Consider the following 16,249-nt stretch of genomic DNA (forward strand, 5'->3'; position numbering starts at 1 on the left):
ATGCCGCTGCGCCCGGCCCCGGCCTCGCTCGCGGATAAAGGGTTTCCGAACGCTACTTGCAACACCTCGCCGATGGCCCCATAACGGGGCCATCGGCTTTTTTTACGCCCCAAAACCCCCATTCCTGCGGAGCGCCCCATGGCCCAGTCCCAACCAGAAGTTCTCGATCTGCCGGTGTTGCCGCTGCGCGACGTGGTGGTGTTTCCGCACATGGTGATTCCGCTGTTCGTCGGCCGTGACAAGTCGATGCGCGCGCTGGAAAAAGCCATGGAGGCGGACAAGCGCATCCTGCTGGTTGCGCAGAAGTCGGCCGAAACCGACGACCCGACCGCCAGCGACCTCTATACCGTTGGCACGCTCGCGCAGGTGCTGCAGCTGCTCAAGTTGCCCGACGGCACCATCAAGGTGCTGGTCGAAGGTCTGTCGCGGGTCACCGTCGACAAGGTCGTCGAGCTGGATGGCGCACTGCAGGGCCAGGGCATCGAGATCGAAGCCAGCGACGCGCGCGAGCCGCGCGAAGTGGAAGCCATCGCGCGTTCGCTGATGTCGCTGTTCGAGCAGTACGTCAAGACCAATCGCAAGCTGCCGCCGGAGCTGCTGCAGACCCTGGCCGGCATCGACGAGCCTGGCCGTCTGGCCGACACCATCGCCGCGCACATTGGCGTGCGCCTGGCCGACAAGCAGCGCCTGCTGGAAATCACCGAGATCGGCGAGCGGCTGGAGCTGCTGGTCGGGCTGGTGGACGGCGAGATCGACGTACAGCAGCTGGAAAAGCGCATCCGCGGCCGCGTCAAGTCGCAGATGGAAAAGAGCCAGCGCGAGTACTACCTCAACGAGCAGATGAAGGCGATCCAGAAGGAGCTGGGCGATCTGGACGATGCGCCGGGCGAGCTGGAGGAGCTGGCGCGCAAGATCGCCGAGGCGGGCATGCCCAAGCCGGTCGAGACCAAGGCCAAGGCCGAGCTCAACAAGCTCAAGCAGATGTCGCCGATGTCCGCCGAGGCGGCCGTGGTGCGCAACTATCTGGACTGGCTGCTGGGCGTGCCGTGGAAGAAGCGCACCAAGGTCCGCAAGGATCTGAAGGTCGCAGAGGACACCCTGGACGCCGATCACTACGGCCTGGACAAGGTCAAGGAACGCATCCTCGAGTATCTGGCGGTGCAGTCGCGCGTGAAGCAGATGAAGGGCCCGATCCTGTGCCTGGTCGGGCCGCCGGGCGTGGGCAAGACCTCGCTCGGGCAATCGATCGCCAAGGCGACCAACCGCAAGTTCGTGCGCATGAGCCTGGGCGGTATCCGCGACGAGGCCGAGATCCGTGGCCATCGCCGGACCTATGTCGGTTCGATGCCCGGCCGCCTGGTGCAGAACCTCAACAAGGTTGGCAGCAAGAATCCGCTGTTTCTGTTGGACGAGATCGACAAGATGTCGATGGACTTCCGCGGCGACCCGTCCTCGGCGCTGCTGGAGGTGCTCGACCCCGAGCAGAACAACTCCTTCAACGACCATTATCTGGAAGTGGACCTGGACCTGTCGGAGGTGATGTTCGTCGCCACCTCCAACTCGCTCAACATTCCCGGTCCGTTGCTAGACCGCATGGAAGTCATCCGCATCCCCGGCTACACCGAGGATGAGAAGCTCAACATCGCCATGCGTTACCTGGTGCCCAAGCAGATCAAGGCCAACGGCCTGAAGCCGGAAGAGATCGAGATCGGCAGCGATGCGATCCAGGACATCGTGCGTTACTACACGCGCGAATCGGGCGTGCGTAACCTCGAGCGCGAAGTCGCCAAGATCTGCCGCAAGGTGGTCAAGGAAATCGCGCTTGCCGGCCCGCAGCCGGATGCCAAGAAGGTGGTCGCCAAGAAGGGCAAGCCCAAGGCCCTGGTCACGGTCAACGCGAAGAACCTCGACAAGTATCTGGGCGTGCGTCGCTTCGATTTCGGCCGTGCCGAAGAAGAAAACGAAATCGGTCTGGTCACCGGTCTGGCCTGGACCGAAGTCGGCGGCGAGCTGCTGCAGGTCGAGTCCACGCTGGTGCCGGGCAAGGGCAACCTGATCCTGACCGGTCAGCTCGGCAACGTCATGAAGGAATCGGCGTCGGCCGCCTTGTCGGTGGTGCGTTCGCGCGCCGAGCGACTCGGCATCGATGTGGATTTCCTGCAGAAGCAGGACGTGCACGTGCACGTGCCCGATGGTGCGACACCGAAGGATGGCCCGAGCGCCGGTATCGCGATGGTGACCTCGCTGGTGTCGGTGTTGACCAAGGTGCCGATTCGCGCCGATGTGGCGATGACCGGCGAGATCACCTTGCGTGGTCGCGTCTCGGCGATCGGGGGCCTGAAGGAGAAGTTGCTGGCAGCGTTGCGCGGTGGCATCCGCACCGTGCTGATCCCCGACGAGAACCGTAAAGATCTGGCCGACATCCCGGCCAACGTCACGCGTGATCTGAAGATCGTGCCGGTCAAGTGGATCGACGAAGTGCTGGATCTCGCATTGGAGCGTCCGTTGGCACCGAAGAAGGCGGGTAAGGAAAAGGCCCGCAAGACCGCTTCGCGGGTTGCGGTCCGCGGCAAGTCACGCACTACGCCGGGTACCCGCGTCAAGCACTAAAACCGCTTGTCTAAACCCAGGCAAAACAAGCCAAAACCCGCGTCGTTATTGGGTTTTGGCTTGCGTGCGGTTGGGGGCGCTGGTATAAATGCACGACTCGTGGGCGCGGCAAATTGTGATGCGTCACGCGATACCACTTGTGTCGGGTTCTTCGCTAACGGCAAGAGCGCCGATTGTCGATTCCGCGGCATCTGCCGCAAAGGGAGTTTCAAGAATGAATAAAACCGAATTGATCGATGGCGTTGCCGCTGCCGCTGACATCTCCAAGGCTGAGGCCGGCCGTGCTGTTGACGCGGTTGTGAGCGAAATCACCAAGGCGCTGAAGAAGGGCGATGCCGTCACCCTCGTTGGCTTTGGCACCTTCCAGGTCCGCGCGCGCGCTGAGCGTACCGGCCGCAATCCGAAGACCGGCGACAGCATCAAGATCGCTGCTTCGAAGAATCCTGCATTCAAGGCTGGCAAAGCCCTGAAGGATGCAGTAAACTAATCGACTCGCTAGGGTGCTTAGCTCAGCGGTAGAGCGTCTCCCTTACACGGAGAGGGTCGGGGGTTCGAAACCCTCAGCACCCACCATTAAGCACCAGGCAAATGTTTCAAGCGCGGAGCGGTAGTTCAGCTGGTTAGAATGCTGGCCTGTCACGCCGGAGGTCGCGGGTTCGAGTCCCGTCCGCTCCGCCAGTTATACCGAAGCCCCTGAGCGATTGGGGGCTTCGTTTTCTCCACCGCATTCGCATTGCGGAAATGGTGGGGAAGCAGCAGTCCAAGTTTAAAGCGGAGCGGTAGTTCAGCTGGTTAGAATGCTGGCCTGTCACGCCGGAGGTCGCGGGTTCGAGTCCCGTCCGCTCCGCCAGTTATGCAAAGCCCTCGGCTCCGTGCCGGGGGCTTTTTTTTGGCCGCTATCGCGGTAATTGCGCGCCGAAAGCCATGCCGGATCCGGTACGGTGCGGGATTGGGCTGGGTGCCCGGCGTCAGGCGCGTTACACTGCGCGGCTCGCCCACAGGCCGTGATTTGCCAATGCTGCAGAAACTTCGCGACAAGACGTCAGGCTGGATCGCTACCGCCATCCTGGGGTTGCTGATGATTCCGTTCCTGTTCGTCATCGACAACAGCTACCTCGGCGGCATTGGCGCCAATAACGTGGCCAAGGTGCAGGCGCCACCAACGTGGTGGAAATCGGCACCGTCGTGGTGGCCGGTCTCGCTGCTGTGGCAGCACCATGAAATCAGTACGCAGGATTTCCGCGCCCGCTTCGAGCAGGCACGCATGCAGGAACGGCAGCGCCAGGGCGAGAATTTCGATCCGCGCACGTTCGAATCGCGCGAAAATAAATTGCAGGTGCTCGACCAGTTGGTCGATGAGCAAGTCGTGCGTCTGGGTGCCGAAGATGCCGGCATCGTGATCGGCGATGCGACGGTGCGCGATTACATCGCCGGCATTCAGGCGTTCCAGGTCGACGGCAAATTTAGCCCCGACCAGTACCGCGCTGCACTTGCGCAGGGTACGCCGCCGCGCATGCCGGCGCAGTTCGATGCGTTGGTGCGCGACAGCTTGCAGCAGTCGGTGATTCCGCAGGCGATCGCCGAGTCGGGCTTTGCGACCAAGGCCGAGTTCGAGCGCTTGCTCAAGCTGATGGGCGAAACGCGCGACGTGCAGCTGGCGATGCTGCCGCCACCGGCTGCCGATACCGCGCCGGTCAGCGATGCACAGATCAAGCAGTGGTACGACGGGCATACCCAGGACTTCCGTCAGCCGGAGACGGTGACGATCGAGTATGTCGAACTCGATGCCGCCAAGTTGCCGCCGGCAACCGCCGCTGACGAGGCGACGCTGCGCAAGCGCTATGACGAAGAGAAGGCGCGTTTTGTCGAGCCGGATCAGCGTCTGGCATCGCACATCCTGATCACCGCCGGTAGCGATCCTGCCGCGCAGAAAGCCGCCGAGGAGAAAGCGGCCAAGCTGGCTGCGGAAGCCAAGCAGCCGGGCGCCGATTTCGCCGCATTGGCCAAGGCCAATTCGCAGGACCCCGGTTCCAAGGGCGCCGGTGGCGATCTTGGGTGGGTCGAGAAGGGCACGATGGTCAAGCCGTTCGAAGATGCCTTGTTCTCGATGAAGGCTGGCGAGGTGGTCGGCCCGATCAAGAGCGAGTTCGGTTACCACGTGATCCAGCTGCGCGAGGTCAAGGGCGGCCAGGGCAAGTCGTTCGAGCAGGTGCGCGATCAGCTCGCCGCCGAGCAGCTCAAGGCCGATGCCGACAAGGCGTTTACGGATGTGAGCGGCAAGCTGGTGGATCAGGTCTACAAGAATCCCACCGCGCTGGAGCCGGCAGCCAAGCAGGTCGGTCTGCCGGTGCAGACGCTAGGCCCGTTCTCGCGCGCTGATGCCAGCGGTATCGCGGCCAATCCGGCGGTGCTGCGTTCGGCATTCTCCGAAACGCTGGTGCAGGACGGCACGGTGAGCGATCCGATCACCATCGGGCCGAACCACAGCGTGGTGTTGCGTGTGACCAACCACACCGCCGAGGCGGCCCTGCCGTTGGACAAGGTGCGCGAGAAGGTAATCGCCGCCGTCCGCGCGGACCGCAGCGAGAAGGCCGCCGCGGCGGCTGCCGACGCATTGCTAGCACGTGTACAGAAAGGCGAGACCCTGCAGGCGCTGGCCGCCAGCGAGAAGTTGCAGGTGCAGCCGATCCCCGGCTTGCCGCGTACCGCGCCGATTCCGACCCCGGCGGCAAACCGCGCCATCTTCAGCGCGCCGCGTCCGACCGAAGGCAAGCCGTCGGTGGGCAAGGTGGAGCTGGATGGCGGGCGCTTTGCGGTGTTCGTCATCAGCAAGGCGACTCCGGGCGATCTGAAGCAGATGCCGGCCGAGCAGCAGACCATGCTGCGCGAGCAGCTGAGCCAGATCGACGGCAACAACGCGGCGCAGGCGTACGTAAAGGAAATGCGCAAGCGCTACAAGATCCAGATCGAAGAGGCGCAGCTGTAACAGCTGCTGTTCGACTGGTGGAGAAAGAGCCCGGGTAACCGGGCTTTTTCTTTGGCCGATGCCGTGGGCGGGTGCCAGCGTTTCGTGCGGAGTGTCCGGTCGGTGGCGCCGCGGCGAGTCTGTGGTTGCGTGGACCAGGCACTGGATTCCCGCAGCAACTGGCTAAGGCACTGCGATGGCCCGCCGCAACTGATCTGACGTCGTGCGTATTGCCATCCGTTTGGGATAGGTCTGCCGGGGTTGCGGATTTCGAGCGTCATGGTTGCAGGCGTGCGGTCGCAAAGACGTGCGTCATTTAGCGCGCTGATCTGCCAGGCCAATCTGCCAGGCCAGAAAAGCCAGTGTCGGGTTGCGCGTTTGGTGCGCCTACGGGTGGCTGCCTGTCGGTTGGCGGCAGACGCTGCAAGCGCGCTCAATCAACTGCGATTTCGGTCGGCTTGCAGCGATAGCGGGTTAATCGGCTGCGAGTACGTCCGTTCCCGATTCCACATAGGTTTCCGATTCCGTATGGCATCGCTGCAGCAGCGCAGGCAAAGGGGAAATGTCAGGCGCTCTCTTCGCATCCGACCTTCGCCTCCGCAGAGCGGCGCGACGCTCAACTCCCCATGCGCAACGTCGAGGAAAAGCATGCCGCTGTGGTGTCAGCGGCGCCGGAACGGCGCCGGAGGCAGGCGGCTTAGGTCAGGGTGTGTCTTCGAACGACAACACCATGCCGGGCTTCAGCACGGCGCGCTTGTCCAGGCCATTGCTGGTTAGCAGTGTCGTGACGGTCACGCCGTAGCGGCGCGCGATGGCCCAGGCGGATTCGCCGTTGCGCACTGTATGCGTGGTGCGCGCTTGTGGCCTGGATGCCTTCGTCGCCGCGGCGGCAACGACCGTGGTAGCGGCAGCGCTGTTGTCGACAAGGCTGCCCGTGTCGGCAGATGCGACCACGGCGCCTGTCGCACCTGGCTGCGCAGATGCGATCGGGGCGAGCACATGCACGCCCCGCGGTGCGGCGCGCGCGCTGGCCAGCGCCGGATTCAGCCGGGCCAGCAGCTGCGGCTCGATGTCGCGTTGTCCGGCAAAGGCGTTGAGGCTGGTGCCGGCCGGCAATGCATGTTCGGTGAGTACCGGTACCGGGCGGTCGAGCGAGGTCAGCAGATTGCCCTGCTGCTGCGCATGGTCCAGCACACAGGCGAGCGCGTGCAGCTTTTCCACGTACTCGTAGGTGACCTTGGACATGCCAGGCAATTCGGACGGGCGAGCGTTCTGCGCGTTCATCCCGGCCTTGCGCATGGCCTGCAGCACGCGATACTCGCCCGCGTTGTAGGCCATCAGCGCCAGGCGCCAATCGCCGCCGAACATGCCATACAGCGTCTTGAGATAACGCACCGCCGCCGTGGTGGAGTCCACTGCCGAGAGGCGGCCGTCGTATTGAGCGCCAACCGGCACGTGGTGGTTGCGCGCAGTGGTGGCGATGAACTGCCAGAGGCCGGCGGGACCGCTGCCGTTGCGAGCGCCCGGGCGATAACCGCTCTCGACGAACGGAATCAGCGCAAATTCGGTCGGCATGTCGGCTTCGCGTAGTTCATCGACCACGTAGCCGAACAACGGCAACACGTCCTGTGCGTCGTCCGCCAGGCGTGCCGGCGCGCGCGAAAAATGTTGTTCCCAGCGCGTATCGCTATGTTCGCTGTCGCAGCCAGGATCGGCCCGACCATCCAGGAACGACGAAAAAATCTCCCGGCCGTTGCGCACCTCGGGAGTGGCGGTCTGGGTGATCGAGTTCTCTGCGGGTTTGGGGCGGCTTGCGTCGTTGGACGATGCGGCTGCGGGTGCGATGACCGCCAATGCGGTCAGCACTGCCAGAAGCAGGCGCCTCATGCGCGAAATTCGTCTTTCCAGCGCCGAAGTTCGGCGAAAACGTCAACTTCAGAGGAAATTGCCCCGCCTGCGCGAGATGCCACCGCAGCGCGGATTTCGGGACTGCTGGTGCGTAAGAACGGATTGGTGGCCAGTTCACTCTTGAGCGAAATCGGCAGGGTAGGACGGGCTGCATGACGCATGGCCTGGGCTTCCTGTTGACGGCGCTGCAAGGCAGCGTTGGTGGGATCGACGTGCAGCGCAAAGGCCGCGTTGGCCAAGGTGTATTCATGGCCGCAACACACAAGCGTTTCGCCAGGCAGGGAGGCCAGGCGCTGCAACGCGTCGAACATCTGAGGAGCGGTACCTTCGAACATCCGCCCACAGCCTAGGCTGAACAGGGTATCACCGCTGAACAGATGGCGGTCAGTGACGAAGGCGATATGGCTGCGGGTATGGCCGGGCACTTCCAGCACATCGAAGCGGCTGCCGAGCAGGCTCAAGCGGTCGCCCTGGCCCACGCGGTGGGCGTCTGCAGGGATGCGTTCGTCGGCCGGACCGTATAGCGCAAGGTCCGGCCAACGCTGCTGCAGCGCTGCCACGCCGCCAATGTGGTCGGTATGGTGGTGGGTCAGCAGGACGGCGCTGGGGCAGAAGCCTTCGCGCTCTGCGGCGGCGAACACCGGCTCGGCCTGGCCCGGATCGACGATGACTGCGCGGCCATCGCTGGCGACCAGCGCCCAGATGTAGTTGTCGTCGAATGCGGGCAGGGCGGTCAGTCGCATAGAATTGGGACCATGCCTGCCACGCCATTCTCCCGTCAAGCTGGCGTCTCATCCTGGTTTGAAACAGGTGCAGGGCGCAGCCTGCTCCTGCTGGAGCGCAAATTGGCGCTTGCGGCGTTGCAGACGCGTCCGTCGCAGCCCTGGCTGTGGCTGACGCCGACGCCCGAGTTGCCGCCGCGCGAGCTGCTGCAGGGGCGCGGGCTGCGGCTGTCTCGCAGCGCTGGCCGCTTTGCGGGCGACGCGCGTTGCGCCATGCCGTTTCCGTTGCCGACCGAAAGCCTGCAGGCCATCGTGGTGCAGCATGCGGTGGTGGGCGGCGCGGCGGAATTCCTGGCCGAATGCGAGCGGTTGCTGATGCCGGGCGGGCGGCTATGGCTGTTCACGCTCAATCCGCTGAGCCCGTACCGCTTTCGCTGGGCGCGGCGTGGTCCGGTGGCGCTGCGGCCGGATCGCTGGCGGCTGCTGGCGCAGCGTGCGGGGCTGCAATGCGTGGAGACCGAGCGCTACCTGGGGCCGATCTGGCGCACCGGGCGTGGCGTTACCGGCACCGATCGCGCACCCTGGCGCGCGGTGTATCTGCTCGAAGTGGAAAAGCGCGCCGCCGCTTCGATCGGGCCGACCCCGATCGCGATGCCCTCGCGCTGGCCGCAGCCTGTAGCCACGATCTGACGACTGACCACTTTCCAAACACCAGAAGCTGATGAAATCCATTGAAGTGCATACCGACGGCTCCTGCCTCGGCAATCCCGGGCCGGGCGGTTGGGCGGCCCTGTTGCGTTACAACGGCCGCGAGAAGGAATTGTCCGGCGGCGAAGCCACATCCACCAACAACCGCATGGAGTTGATGGCGGCGATCATGGCGCTGGAAACACTCACCGAGCCATGCCAGATCGTGCTGCATACCGACTCGCAATACGTGCGCCAGGGTATTACCGAGTGGATGTCCGGCTGGGTACGCCGCGGTTGGAAAACCGCCGGCGGCGACCCGGTCAAGAACCGTGAACTGTGGGAGCGGCTGCATGCGGCCACGCAACGCCACAGCATCGATTGGCGTTGGGTGAAGGGCCACAATGGTGACCCGGACAACGAGCGCGTCGACGTGCTCGCCCGCAATCAGGCCATCGCCCAGCGCGGTGGCAGCGCAACCGCGTAAGCAATCAGCAAGAGGATTCATGCGTCAGATCATTCTCGATACCGAAACCACCGGCCTGGAATGGCGCAAGGGCAACCGCGTCGTCGAAATCGGTGCGGTGGAGCTGCTGGAGCGGCGCCCGAGCGGCAACAATTTCCATCGCTACCTGAAGCCCGATTGCGATTTCGAACCCGGTGCGCAGGAAGTGACCGGATTGACCCTGGAGTTCCTGGCCGACAAGCCGCTGTTTGCCGATGTGGTCGAGGAGTTCCTGGCCTACATCGACGGCGCGGAGCTGATCATCCACAACGCCGCGTTCGATCTGGGCTTCCTGGACAACGAGCTGTCGCTGCTGGGCGACAACTACGGCCGTATCGTCGAGCGCGCCACCGTGGTGGATACCTTGATGATGGCGCGCGAGCGCTATCCGGGGCAGCGCAACTCGCTGGATGCCTTGTGCAAGCGCCTGGGCGTGGACAACTCGCATCGCCAGTTGCATGGCGCCTTGCTCGATGCGCAGATCCTGGCCGATGTGTACATCGCGCTGACCTCGGGCCAGGAAGAGATCGGCTTTGCCAGCGCCGATACCGGCCAGCGCAGCGAGCATGGCGAGGGCATGATCACCTTCGATCCGGCGTTGCTGTTGCCGCGCGCACGGGTGGTGGTAACCGCGTCGGAGTCGCAGGCGCACGAGGCGCGCCTGGCGCACCTGCGCAAGAAGGCCGGGCGCGCGTTGTGGGATGCGCCGGTTGAAGGGGTGGCTGCTGCCGGGTAGTGCGGCTTTCGGCAACGGGTGTCCGGTTGTCGCGCGGCGTGGCGATGTGGTGGGGCGCAGTGCGCCGCTGAAGCCTGGCGGTTCTGGGCGCGAGTAGTGCGCACATGATGGCTGCCGTGCGGGTTCAATGCCCGTGCTTGGCTCTGCCAACAAAGCGATGTCTCTCTGGTCTAGTGCGGAGCGGGATGATGTTGCTTTTCGCTGCAGGCCGGTGATCTGCGGCCTGGCTGCAGGGCCCTTGCCCGCCCACCATCGCAGGACACGCCGCAAGTACGTCCGTGTAGGCTCTTACGCGGCATCCATGCCGCGTAAGGTCCCGCGACGGTGGGCGGGCAAGGACCAAGCGAGATGGTCGGTGTGCATGGTGTTCAAGCAGGTAGCCGACTCACGCTCTGGTGCACTGCTCTCGACGGTTCCGGGATCCTTGGCGGCCTGGATGCTGCCAGCGAGTCCTTAGGGCTAGATTTATGGCGTGACCCGCAGGCAGTGAGGACATCGCGCCCTCGACCGACCAAGCGGTTGTTTGCATCCAACCATATGCGGCCAACGAAATTCTGCGCTGACCGCCAGCGGGCGTTCGCTAGGTCTTGTCGGCGGCTTTTAGTAGCTGCGCACCAATATCGCGGTGATGTTGTCCGAGCCGCCGCCATCGAGTGCGGCGGCGACCAGGCATTCGACACATTCCTGTGCGCTGCAATCGGCTTGCGACAGGGTCGCGGCGATCGCGGCATCGTCGACTTCTTCGGTGAGGCCGTCGCTGCACAGTAGCAGCTGCATGCCGGATTTGAGTTCGCCCTGCATGGTGGCGACATTGAGGTGGACCGGATCGGTGACGCCCAGTGCCTGGGTCACCACATTGCGATGCGGATGCGCGCGCGCCTGTTCGCTGGTCAGCGTGCCCTGGGCGATCAGTTCCTGCACATAGCTATGGTCCTGGCTCAGCTGCGCCAGCCGGCCGTCGCGCCACAGGTAGGCACGGCTGTCGCCGACCCAGGCCACTTCGAAGCGCTGGCCCAGTACGCGCGCGGCGACGACGGTGGTGCCCATCGGCAAGGTGTCGTTGCAGCGGCGCGAGGTCTTGATGATCTCTTCGTCGGCGATGCGCACCGCCTGGGCCAGCTGGGTGCCGGCGCGCACCTCGCGCACGATGGTTTCGCGCGCCAGGGCGCTGGCCACTTCGCCACAGGCATGCCCACCCATGCCATCGGCCACCAGCCACAGCCCCAGCTCGCTGTCGCCGTAGTACGTGTCCTCGTTGAGGTCACGGCGCAGGCCGACATGGGTAAGGTGTCCGAATTCGAGCATGGGGGCGGGTCGCCAAGGAAGGAGGTGCGTGACCATCATCGCGGGGCGGCCGGCCCGCAGCAACACGCCGATCGCCGGTGCCGCAGGGCGGGTTCACGCCCGGACCTTCGATCGTGCCGGCGATGCCGGCCCGGGCCGCTTGTGGCTGGGCGCCGGTGCCCGTATGATGCACGGCCCCAGGACACTGGGGACCATCTGGAGAGGTGGCAGAGCGGTTGAATGTACCTGACTCGAAATCAGGCAGGCGTTTATAGCGCCTCGGGGGTTCGAATCCCCCCCTCTCCGCCAGATTGAGGCGAGCAGTTGTGCCAGTGCCGCGTGAGTTTTGCCGGCGGCATTGGGGGGTGAGAAGCCCCGGGTTCGACAGACAGCAGCGCTGTCTGCACGGCGAAGCCGCCCGCAGGGCGAAGGCACGAAGTGCCGAGTGAATCCCCCCCTCTCCGCCAGATTCGCATCAGCCCCCGCAAGGGGGCTTTTGTTTATGTGTCGCCGCCGCGCGCTGCTGCGCTGGCTACAATCCGCCCGATATCCGTTGGAGGCCTGTCATGTCCGAGATCCTGGTGCCCGTGTCCTTTGGTGAGCTGCTCGACAAGATCGCGATCCTGCAGATCAAGTCCGAGCGCATGAGCGACCCCGTCAAGCTGGCCAACGTGCGCAGCGAGCTGTCCGCGCTGGAGACCAGCTGGATGGCGCATCCGGCCGCCGGCCACGACATCGTGCGTCTGCGTGCTGCGCTCAAGGCCGTCAACGAGCGGCTGTGGGTGATCGAAGACGACATCCGTCTCAAGGAGCAGGCGCAGACCTTCGATGACGGCTTCGTGCAGCTGGCGCGCAGCGTCTATATCGAAAACGACGAACGCGCGCGCATCAAGAAAGAGATCAACCTGGCGCTGGGTTCGTCGTACGTGGAAGAGAAGTCGTATCAGGACTATCGCGCTAGCGGTGTCTGAGAGCCGCTGACTGCAGGTCTGCGTAACCGATACACGTGGTGGTCGGTGGGTGCGCGGCGCTTTCTGGTGCGCCGCCACACTTCGAGTCGGCCGGTACCGCGGTGATTGGCTGCCGCGCACGTGAGCCGGCGGTGTTTGGCTCGTGCTTCCCGGCTGTCCTGGGCGTCTGCACCGCGGCGCAGCGCGCAGCTGCGCAGCGATTGAACGGCTGTTCGAGCGCCGATCCGATGCCGATCCTCAGCGCGGATGATCGCTGCGATAACGCTCGAATGCGGCGATCGCATCGTCCACGGTGATCAGCGCCATCACCTGGTCGAATTCGATCTTGGTGCCCCATTTCAGTTGGTCGGCCGGCTTGCCCAGGTATTTGCGGGCGGCCGCGTCGTAACGGTCTACGCAGTAGCGCACGTCCGAGTAGGGGCCGCTGCGCAGCGGGTTGCTGGCCGCATGCAGGCCGAGCACCTTGGTGCCCATCGCGTTGGCGATGTGCATCGGCCCGGAATCAGGGGTGACCACCAGATCGGCGCGGGCGAGCAGGGCGGGGAGTTGTTTCAGCGTGTCCTTGCCGACCAGGTCCAGCAGCGGCGTGCGCGCGGCCGCGACGATGGCATCGGCGGTGCTGCGTTCCAGCTCGCTGCGGCCGCCGCACAGCACGACCCGCCAGCCTTGCGCTGCGGCATGGTCGGCCAGCGCGGCATGGCGGTCGGGATACCAGTTACGGCGTGCGTGGCTGGAGCACGGCGAAATCATCAGCACCGGGCGGCTATCGTCGTCCCATTGCGCGCGTGCCCAGCGATGCGCCTCGTCGGGAACCGGCAAGTCCCAGCGCACCTGGGTCTGGGTCAGGCTGAGTGGCTGGGCGAAGCTGCCGATGGCGTCGAGCACGTGGATGCCGGGGCGGTCGGCGATGCGCTCGTTGACGAACAGGCCATGCAGGTCCTTGGAACGGCTGCGGTCATAGCCGATCCGTCGCCGCGCCGGCACGAAGGCCGACAGCACATTGGCGCGCAAGGCCACCTGCATCTGCAGCAGCGCATCGAAGCGACCCGATGGCGCCAGCGAGCGGCGGAGCGCGCGCATGCCGGCCACGCCGGTGCGCTTGTCGTAGGCATGGAACTGCACGCCAGGCAGGCCGTCGAGCAATTTCAGCCCGGCCTTGTCGATGATCCAGTGCAGCTGGCTTGCCGGAAATCCCGCCTGCAGGGTACGCACCAGCGGCACCACATGGGTGACGTCGCCCAGGGCGGACAGGCGCAGCAGGCATAACGAGGCGGGCGTAGAAGCCATGGTGTTGTTAGACTCGATAGATGGTTTCTTTCGACGCCACTGAAGCGCTGGCGCCGTACCGCGAAGGCCGCGGCTATGGCGCCATTCTGTTCGACCGCGAACGGCTGCGGCAAGCCGATGCCGGGCTGTTTTCGCCGCAACGCTGGGGCGACAGGGCACGGCCGGTCGACGAAGGCGGGCGGGGTGGGGCGTGGTTCGTGGATGCGCCGTTCGGTCACAGCGTGTTGCGGCAGTACCTGCGCGGCGGCATGGCCGCGCGCGTGAGCCGCGATCACTATCTGTGGAAGGGCGCCGGGCGCACGCGCAGCTTTGCCGAGTTCCGGCTGATGCGCGAACTGCTCAAGCGCAAGTTGCCGGTGCCGCGCCCGTTGGCGGCTTGCTACTTGCGCGAGGGGCTGAGCTATCGCGCTGCATTGTTGATGGAACGCCTGGAGAACGTGCGCTCGCTCGCCGATCATGCGCAGGTCGCCGGGCGTGGGGCGCCGTGGGAAGAAACCGGGCGGCTGATCGCGCGCTTCCATCGCGCCGGCCTGGATCATGCCGATCTCAACGCGCACAACATCCTGTTCGATGCCGGCGGGCATGGTTGGTTGATCGATTTCGACCGCGGCGTATTGCGCATTCCGGCCACGCGCTGGCGCGAACGCAATCTCAAGCGCCTGCATCGCTCGCTGCTGAAATTGCGCGGCAACCGCAGCCGCGAAGAGGTCGACAAGGATTACGAGCGCCTGCACCGCGCCTACGAACTGGCCTGGGGCCGGGGCTACTGATGAACTGGGCATTGCGGGTGCAAGGGGTCGGCAATGCGTCGGCGGTGGCGCTCGGTTCGCCGATGGCCACCATCGAGCGCGCCGGCGCGCCGTGGCTGACCATCGATTGCGGCAGCGAAGGGCTGACCGCCTACCAGGCACAGTACGGTCATCTGCCGCAGGCGGTCTTCATCACCCATGTACACCTGGACCACGTCGGCGGGCTGGAACGGCTGTTCGTGGACAGCTATTTCTCCCAACGCCGCGGCCGCACGCGCCTGTACGTGCCGGCGCCGGTGGTGCCGTTGCTGCAGCGGCGGATCGCCGACTACCCGAACGTACTGGCCGAGGGCGGCGCAAACTTCTGGGATGCCTTCCAGCTGGTGCCGGTCGGCGACGCGTTCTGGCACGACGGAGTGCGGCTGGAAGTGTTCCCCGCGCGCCACCACTGGCCGGAGACCGCCTATGGGCTGCGGCTGAAGGGGGCGCTGGTCTGGAGCGGCGACACCCGGCCGATCCCGGAAATGCTGGCCCGGTATGCCGATGACAGCGAGCTCATCGCGCATGACTGCGGCGTTCACGGCAACCCGTCGCATACTGGGGTGGACGATTTGGAGCGGGAATACCCGCAGGACCTGTTGAGCCGCATGCTGCTGTACCACTACGCCAGCGACGCCGACGGCGACGTGCTCCGCGCACGCGGCCATCGCGTGGCCGTGCCTGGTCAACATCTGCCGCTGGCGGAGCCGACTGCCGCCATGGTGCCCTGATGGGCGCCCTGCTGTTGCCGAACCTGACCGCCGCGCCGATGCAGGACCGCTATGGCCGGCCGCTGCGCGACCTGCGCCTGTCGGTCATCGAGGCCTGCAATTTCCGCTGCGGTTACTGCATGCCGGCCGATCGCGTGCCCGACGATTACGGATTCGATGCGCAGCAGCGCCTGAGCTTCGATCAGCTGGAAACGCTGGTGCGTGCCTTCGTCTCGGTCGGCGTCACCAAGGTACGCCTGACCGGTGGCGAGCCGCTGTTGCGTCGTGATCTGCCCAGCCTGATTGCGCGCCTGACCACGATCGAGGGCATCGAGGATCTGGCGCTGACTACCAACGGCACCTTGCTCGCCCGTCAGGCGGTGGCGCTGCGCCAGGCCGGGCTGCGCCGCATCACGGTGAGCATGGATGCGCTGGATCCTGAGCTGTTCAGACGCATGAGCGGCAACCGCGGCGAGATCGCGCAGGTGCTGGCCGGTATCGCCGTTGCCGAGCAGGCCGGCTTCCAGCGCCTGAAGATCAACTGCGTGGTGCAGCGTGGCGTCAACGAAGATCAGGTGCTGCCCCTGGTGGAGCACTTCCGTGGCAGCGGCCACGTGCTGCGCTTCATCGAGTTCATGGATGTGGGCAGCTGCAACGGCTGGACGGCCGATGCGGTGGTGACCTCCGCGCAACTGCACGCGCGCATCCACGCGCGCTGGCCATTGCTGCCGCTGGATGCCAATTACACGGGCGAAGTGGCGCAGCGGCATGCATTTGCCGATGGCGCCGGCGAGGTGGGTTTTGTCAGTTCGGTCAGCGTGCCGTTCTGCGGCGATTGCCAGCGCGCACGTGTGTCGGCCGACGGGCAGTTGTACACCTGCCTGTTTGCCAGCCAGGGCCATGACCTCAAGCCGGCCCTGGCCGAGGGCGAGCATGGATTGTCCGAGCATCTGCGTGCGCGCTGGAGCGTGCGTGGCGACCGCTACAGCGAGGTGCGCGCATCGACACCGCGCCGTGGCAAGCCGGTGGAGATGTTCCTGATCGGCGGGTAAGGCACTGCTGTTCCATCCAGGCGC

The 16,249-nt window shown here is 65.2% G+C and carries 14 protein-coding genes and 4 tRNA genes; 14 read left to right on the forward strand and 4 right to left on the reverse strand.

What is annotated here, in order from left to right; genetic code table 11:
- Window positions 1–138: 138 nt before the first annotated feature.
- The 6 genes from lon to ABQY74_RS05625 all read left to right on the forward strand — a co-directional run bounded on the left by lon (window position 139) and on the right by ABQY74_RS05625 (window position 5,596).
- A complete protein-coding gene (gene lon, locus ABQY74_RS05600; protein WP_016904733.1) occupies window positions 139–2,610 on the forward strand; it encodes an endopeptidase La in 2,472 nt (823 codons plus the stop codon).
- A gap of 214 nt (window positions 2,611–2,824) precedes the next feature.
- Window positions 2,825–3,097: an HU family DNA-binding protein gene (locus ABQY74_RS05605; protein WP_024938423.1), complete on the forward strand. Its 273-nt coding sequence runs from the start codon at window positions 2,825–2,827 to the stop codon at window positions 3,095–3,097.
- Window positions 3,098–3,108: 11 nt separating this feature from the next.
- A tRNA-Val gene (locus tag ABQY74_RS05610) sits at window positions 3,109–3,183 on the forward strand.
- Between the two features lie 28 nt (window positions 3,184–3,211).
- A tRNA-Asp gene (locus tag ABQY74_RS05615) sits at window positions 3,212–3,288 on the forward strand.
- Between the two features lie 95 nt (window positions 3,289–3,383).
- A tRNA-Asp gene (locus ABQY74_RS05620) sits at window positions 3,384–3,460 on the forward strand.
- Window positions 3,461–3,625: 165 nt separating this feature from the next.
- The gene (locus tag ABQY74_RS05625; protein ID WP_349793529.1) at window positions 3,626–5,596 is read left to right on the forward strand and encodes a peptidyl-prolyl cis-trans isomerase; all 1,971 of its coding nucleotides are present in this window, start codon (window positions 3,626–3,628) and stop codon (window positions 5,594–5,596) included.
- Between the two features lie 681 nt (window positions 5,597–6,277).
- Here ABQY74_RS05625 and ABQY74_RS05630 read toward each other — a convergent pair.
- Both ABQY74_RS05630 and gloB read right to left on the reverse strand, forming a co-directional pair.
- Window positions 6,278–7,462, reverse strand: a complete 1,185-nt coding sequence (locus tag ABQY74_RS05630) for a transglycosylase SLT domain-containing protein (RefSeq protein ID WP_349793527.1) — start codon at window positions 7,460–7,462, stop codon at window positions 6,278–6,280.
- A complete protein-coding gene (gene gloB, locus ABQY74_RS05635) occupies window positions 7,459–8,226 on the reverse strand; it encodes a hydroxyacylglutathione hydrolase (protein ID WP_126968519.1) in 768 nt (255 codons plus the stop codon). Before gloB ends, ABQY74_RS05630 begins: the two co-directional genes overlap by 4 nt.
- A gap of 12 nt (window positions 8,227–8,238) precedes the next feature.
- Here gloB and ABQY74_RS05640 point away from each other — a divergent pair, with 12 nt between their 5' ends.
- From ABQY74_RS05640 to dnaQ, 3 genes are read left to right on the forward strand one after another with little or no spacing between them, the layout of a single operon-like run.
- A complete protein-coding gene (locus ABQY74_RS05640; RefSeq protein WP_065047613.1) occupies window positions 8,239–8,895 on the forward strand; it encodes a hypothetical protein in 657 nt (218 codons plus the stop codon).
- 31 nt (window positions 8,896–8,926) lie between these two features.
- The gene (gene rnhA / locus ABQY74_RS05645; RefSeq protein WP_024938428.1) at window positions 8,927–9,379 is read left to right on the forward strand and encodes a ribonuclease HI; all 453 of its coding nucleotides are present in this window, start codon (window positions 8,927–8,929) and stop codon (window positions 9,377–9,379) included.
- A 19-nt stretch (window positions 9,380–9,398) separates the two neighbouring features.
- Entirely contained in the window at window positions 9,399–10,133 is a 735-nt protein-coding gene (gene dnaQ / locus ABQY74_RS05650) for a DNA polymerase III subunit epsilon (protein ID WP_349793525.1), read from the forward strand.
- Window positions 10,134–10,733: 600 nt separating this feature from the next.
- Here the strand turns inward: dnaQ and ABQY74_RS05655 are convergent.
- On the reverse strand, window positions 10,734–11,438 hold the full coding sequence (locus ABQY74_RS05655) for a PP2C family serine/threonine-protein phosphatase (RefSeq protein ID WP_104595613.1): 705 nt from the start codon (window positions 11,436–11,438) through the stop codon (window positions 10,734–10,736).
- Between the two features lie 197 nt (window positions 11,439–11,635).
- Between ABQY74_RS05655 and ABQY74_RS05660 the strand changes: the two genes are divergently transcribed.
- Together ABQY74_RS05660 and ABQY74_RS05665 are read left to right on the forward strand one after the other, a co-directional pair.
- A tRNA-Ser gene (locus ABQY74_RS05660) sits at window positions 11,636–11,726 on the forward strand.
- Window positions 11,727–11,983: 257 nt separating this feature from the next.
- The gene (locus tag ABQY74_RS05665; RefSeq protein WP_102252645.1) at window positions 11,984–12,388 is read left to right on the forward strand and encodes a DUF6165 family protein; all 405 of its coding nucleotides are present in this window, start codon (window positions 11,984–11,986) and stop codon (window positions 12,386–12,388) included.
- Between the two features lie 237 nt (window positions 12,389–12,625).
- Here ABQY74_RS05665 and ABQY74_RS05670 read toward each other — a convergent pair whose 3' ends face one another.
- Complete coding sequence (locus tag ABQY74_RS05670; protein WP_126968518.1) at window positions 12,626–13,675, reverse strand: glycosyltransferase family 9 protein; 1,050 nt, start codon at window positions 13,673–13,675, stop codon at window positions 12,626–12,628.
- A gap of 20 nt (window positions 13,676–13,695) precedes the next feature.
- Here ABQY74_RS05670 and ABQY74_RS05675 point away from each other — a divergent pair, with 20 nt between their 5' ends.
- From ABQY74_RS05675 to moaA, 3 genes are read left to right on the forward strand one after another with little or no spacing between them, the layout of a single operon-like run.
- The gene (locus ABQY74_RS05675; protein ID WP_024938433.1) at window positions 13,696–14,445 is read left to right on the forward strand and encodes a 3-deoxy-D-manno-octulosonic acid kinase; all 750 of its coding nucleotides are present in this window, start codon (window positions 13,696–13,698) and stop codon (window positions 14,443–14,445) included.
- Window positions 14,445–15,194, forward strand: coding sequence for an MBL fold metallo-hydrolase (locus ABQY74_RS05680; RefSeq protein WP_016902535.1), 750 nt, complete (start codon window positions 14,445–14,447; stop codon window positions 15,192–15,194). Before ABQY74_RS05675 ends, ABQY74_RS05680 begins: the two co-directional genes overlap by 1 nt.
- Complete coding sequence (moaA, locus tag ABQY74_RS05685; RefSeq protein ID WP_126968517.1) at window positions 15,194–16,225, forward strand: GTP 3',8-cyclase MoaA; 1,032 nt, start codon at window positions 15,194–15,196, stop codon at window positions 16,223–16,225. The genes ABQY74_RS05680 and moaA overlap by 1 nt, the downstream gene beginning before the upstream one ends.
- Window positions 16,226–16,249: the final 24 nt, after the last annotated feature.

This window comes from Xanthomonas sp. WHRI 7064 (assembly GCF_040202355.2).
GTDB classification, from domain to species: domain Bacteria; phylum Pseudomonadota; class Gammaproteobacteria; order Xanthomonadales; family Xanthomonadaceae; genus Xanthomonas; species Xanthomonas arboricola.

Excerpts from the sequence above, each read along its gene's own strand:
- lon (WP_016904733.1), top strand. The coding sequence starts at position 139 with ATGGCCCAGTCCCAACCAGAAGTTCTCGATCTGCCGGTGTTGCCGCTG.
- ABQY74_RS05605 (WP_024938423.1), top strand. The coding sequence starts at position 2,825 with ATGAATAAAACCGAATTGATCGATGGCGTTGCCGCTGCCGCTGACATC.
- ABQY74_RS05625 (WP_349793529.1), top strand. The coding sequence starts at position 3,626 with ATGCTGCAGAAACTTCGCGACAAGACGTCAGGCTGGATCGCTACCGCC.
- ABQY74_RS05630 (WP_349793527.1), bottom strand. The coding sequence starts at position 7,462 with ATGAGGCGCCTGCTTCTGGCAGTGCTGACCGCATTGGCGGTCATCGCA.
- gloB (WP_126968519.1), bottom strand. The coding sequence starts at position 8,226 with ATGCGACTGACCGCCCTGCCCGCATTCGACGACAACTACATCTGGGCG.
- ABQY74_RS05640 (WP_065047613.1), top strand. The coding sequence starts at position 8,239 with ATGCCTGCCACGCCATTCTCCCGTCAAGCTGGCGTCTCATCCTGGTTT.
- rnhA (WP_024938428.1), top strand. The coding sequence starts at position 8,927 with ATGAAATCCATTGAAGTGCATACCGACGGCTCCTGCCTCGGCAATCCC.
- dnaQ (WP_349793525.1), top strand. The coding sequence starts at position 9,399 with ATGCGTCAGATCATTCTCGATACCGAAACCACCGGCCTGGAATGGCGC.
- ABQY74_RS05655 (WP_104595613.1), bottom strand. The coding sequence starts at position 11,438 with ATGCTCGAATTCGGACACCTTACCCATGTCGGCCTGCGCCGTGACCTC.
- ABQY74_RS05665 (WP_102252645.1), top strand. The coding sequence starts at position 11,984 with ATGTCCGAGATCCTGGTGCCCGTGTCCTTTGGTGAGCTGCTCGACAAG.
- ABQY74_RS05670 (WP_126968518.1), bottom strand. The coding sequence starts at position 13,675 with ATGGCTTCTACGCCCGCCTCGTTATGCCTGCTGCGCCTGTCCGCCCTG.
- ABQY74_RS05675 (WP_024938433.1), top strand. The coding sequence starts at position 13,696 with ATGGTTTCTTTCGACGCCACTGAAGCGCTGGCGCCGTACCGCGAAGGC.
- ABQY74_RS05680 (WP_016902535.1), top strand. The coding sequence starts at position 14,445 with ATGAACTGGGCATTGCGGGTGCAAGGGGTCGGCAATGCGTCGGCGGTG.
- moaA (WP_126968517.1), top strand. The coding sequence starts at position 15,194 with ATGGGCGCCCTGCTGTTGCCGAACCTGACCGCCGCGCCGATGCAGGAC.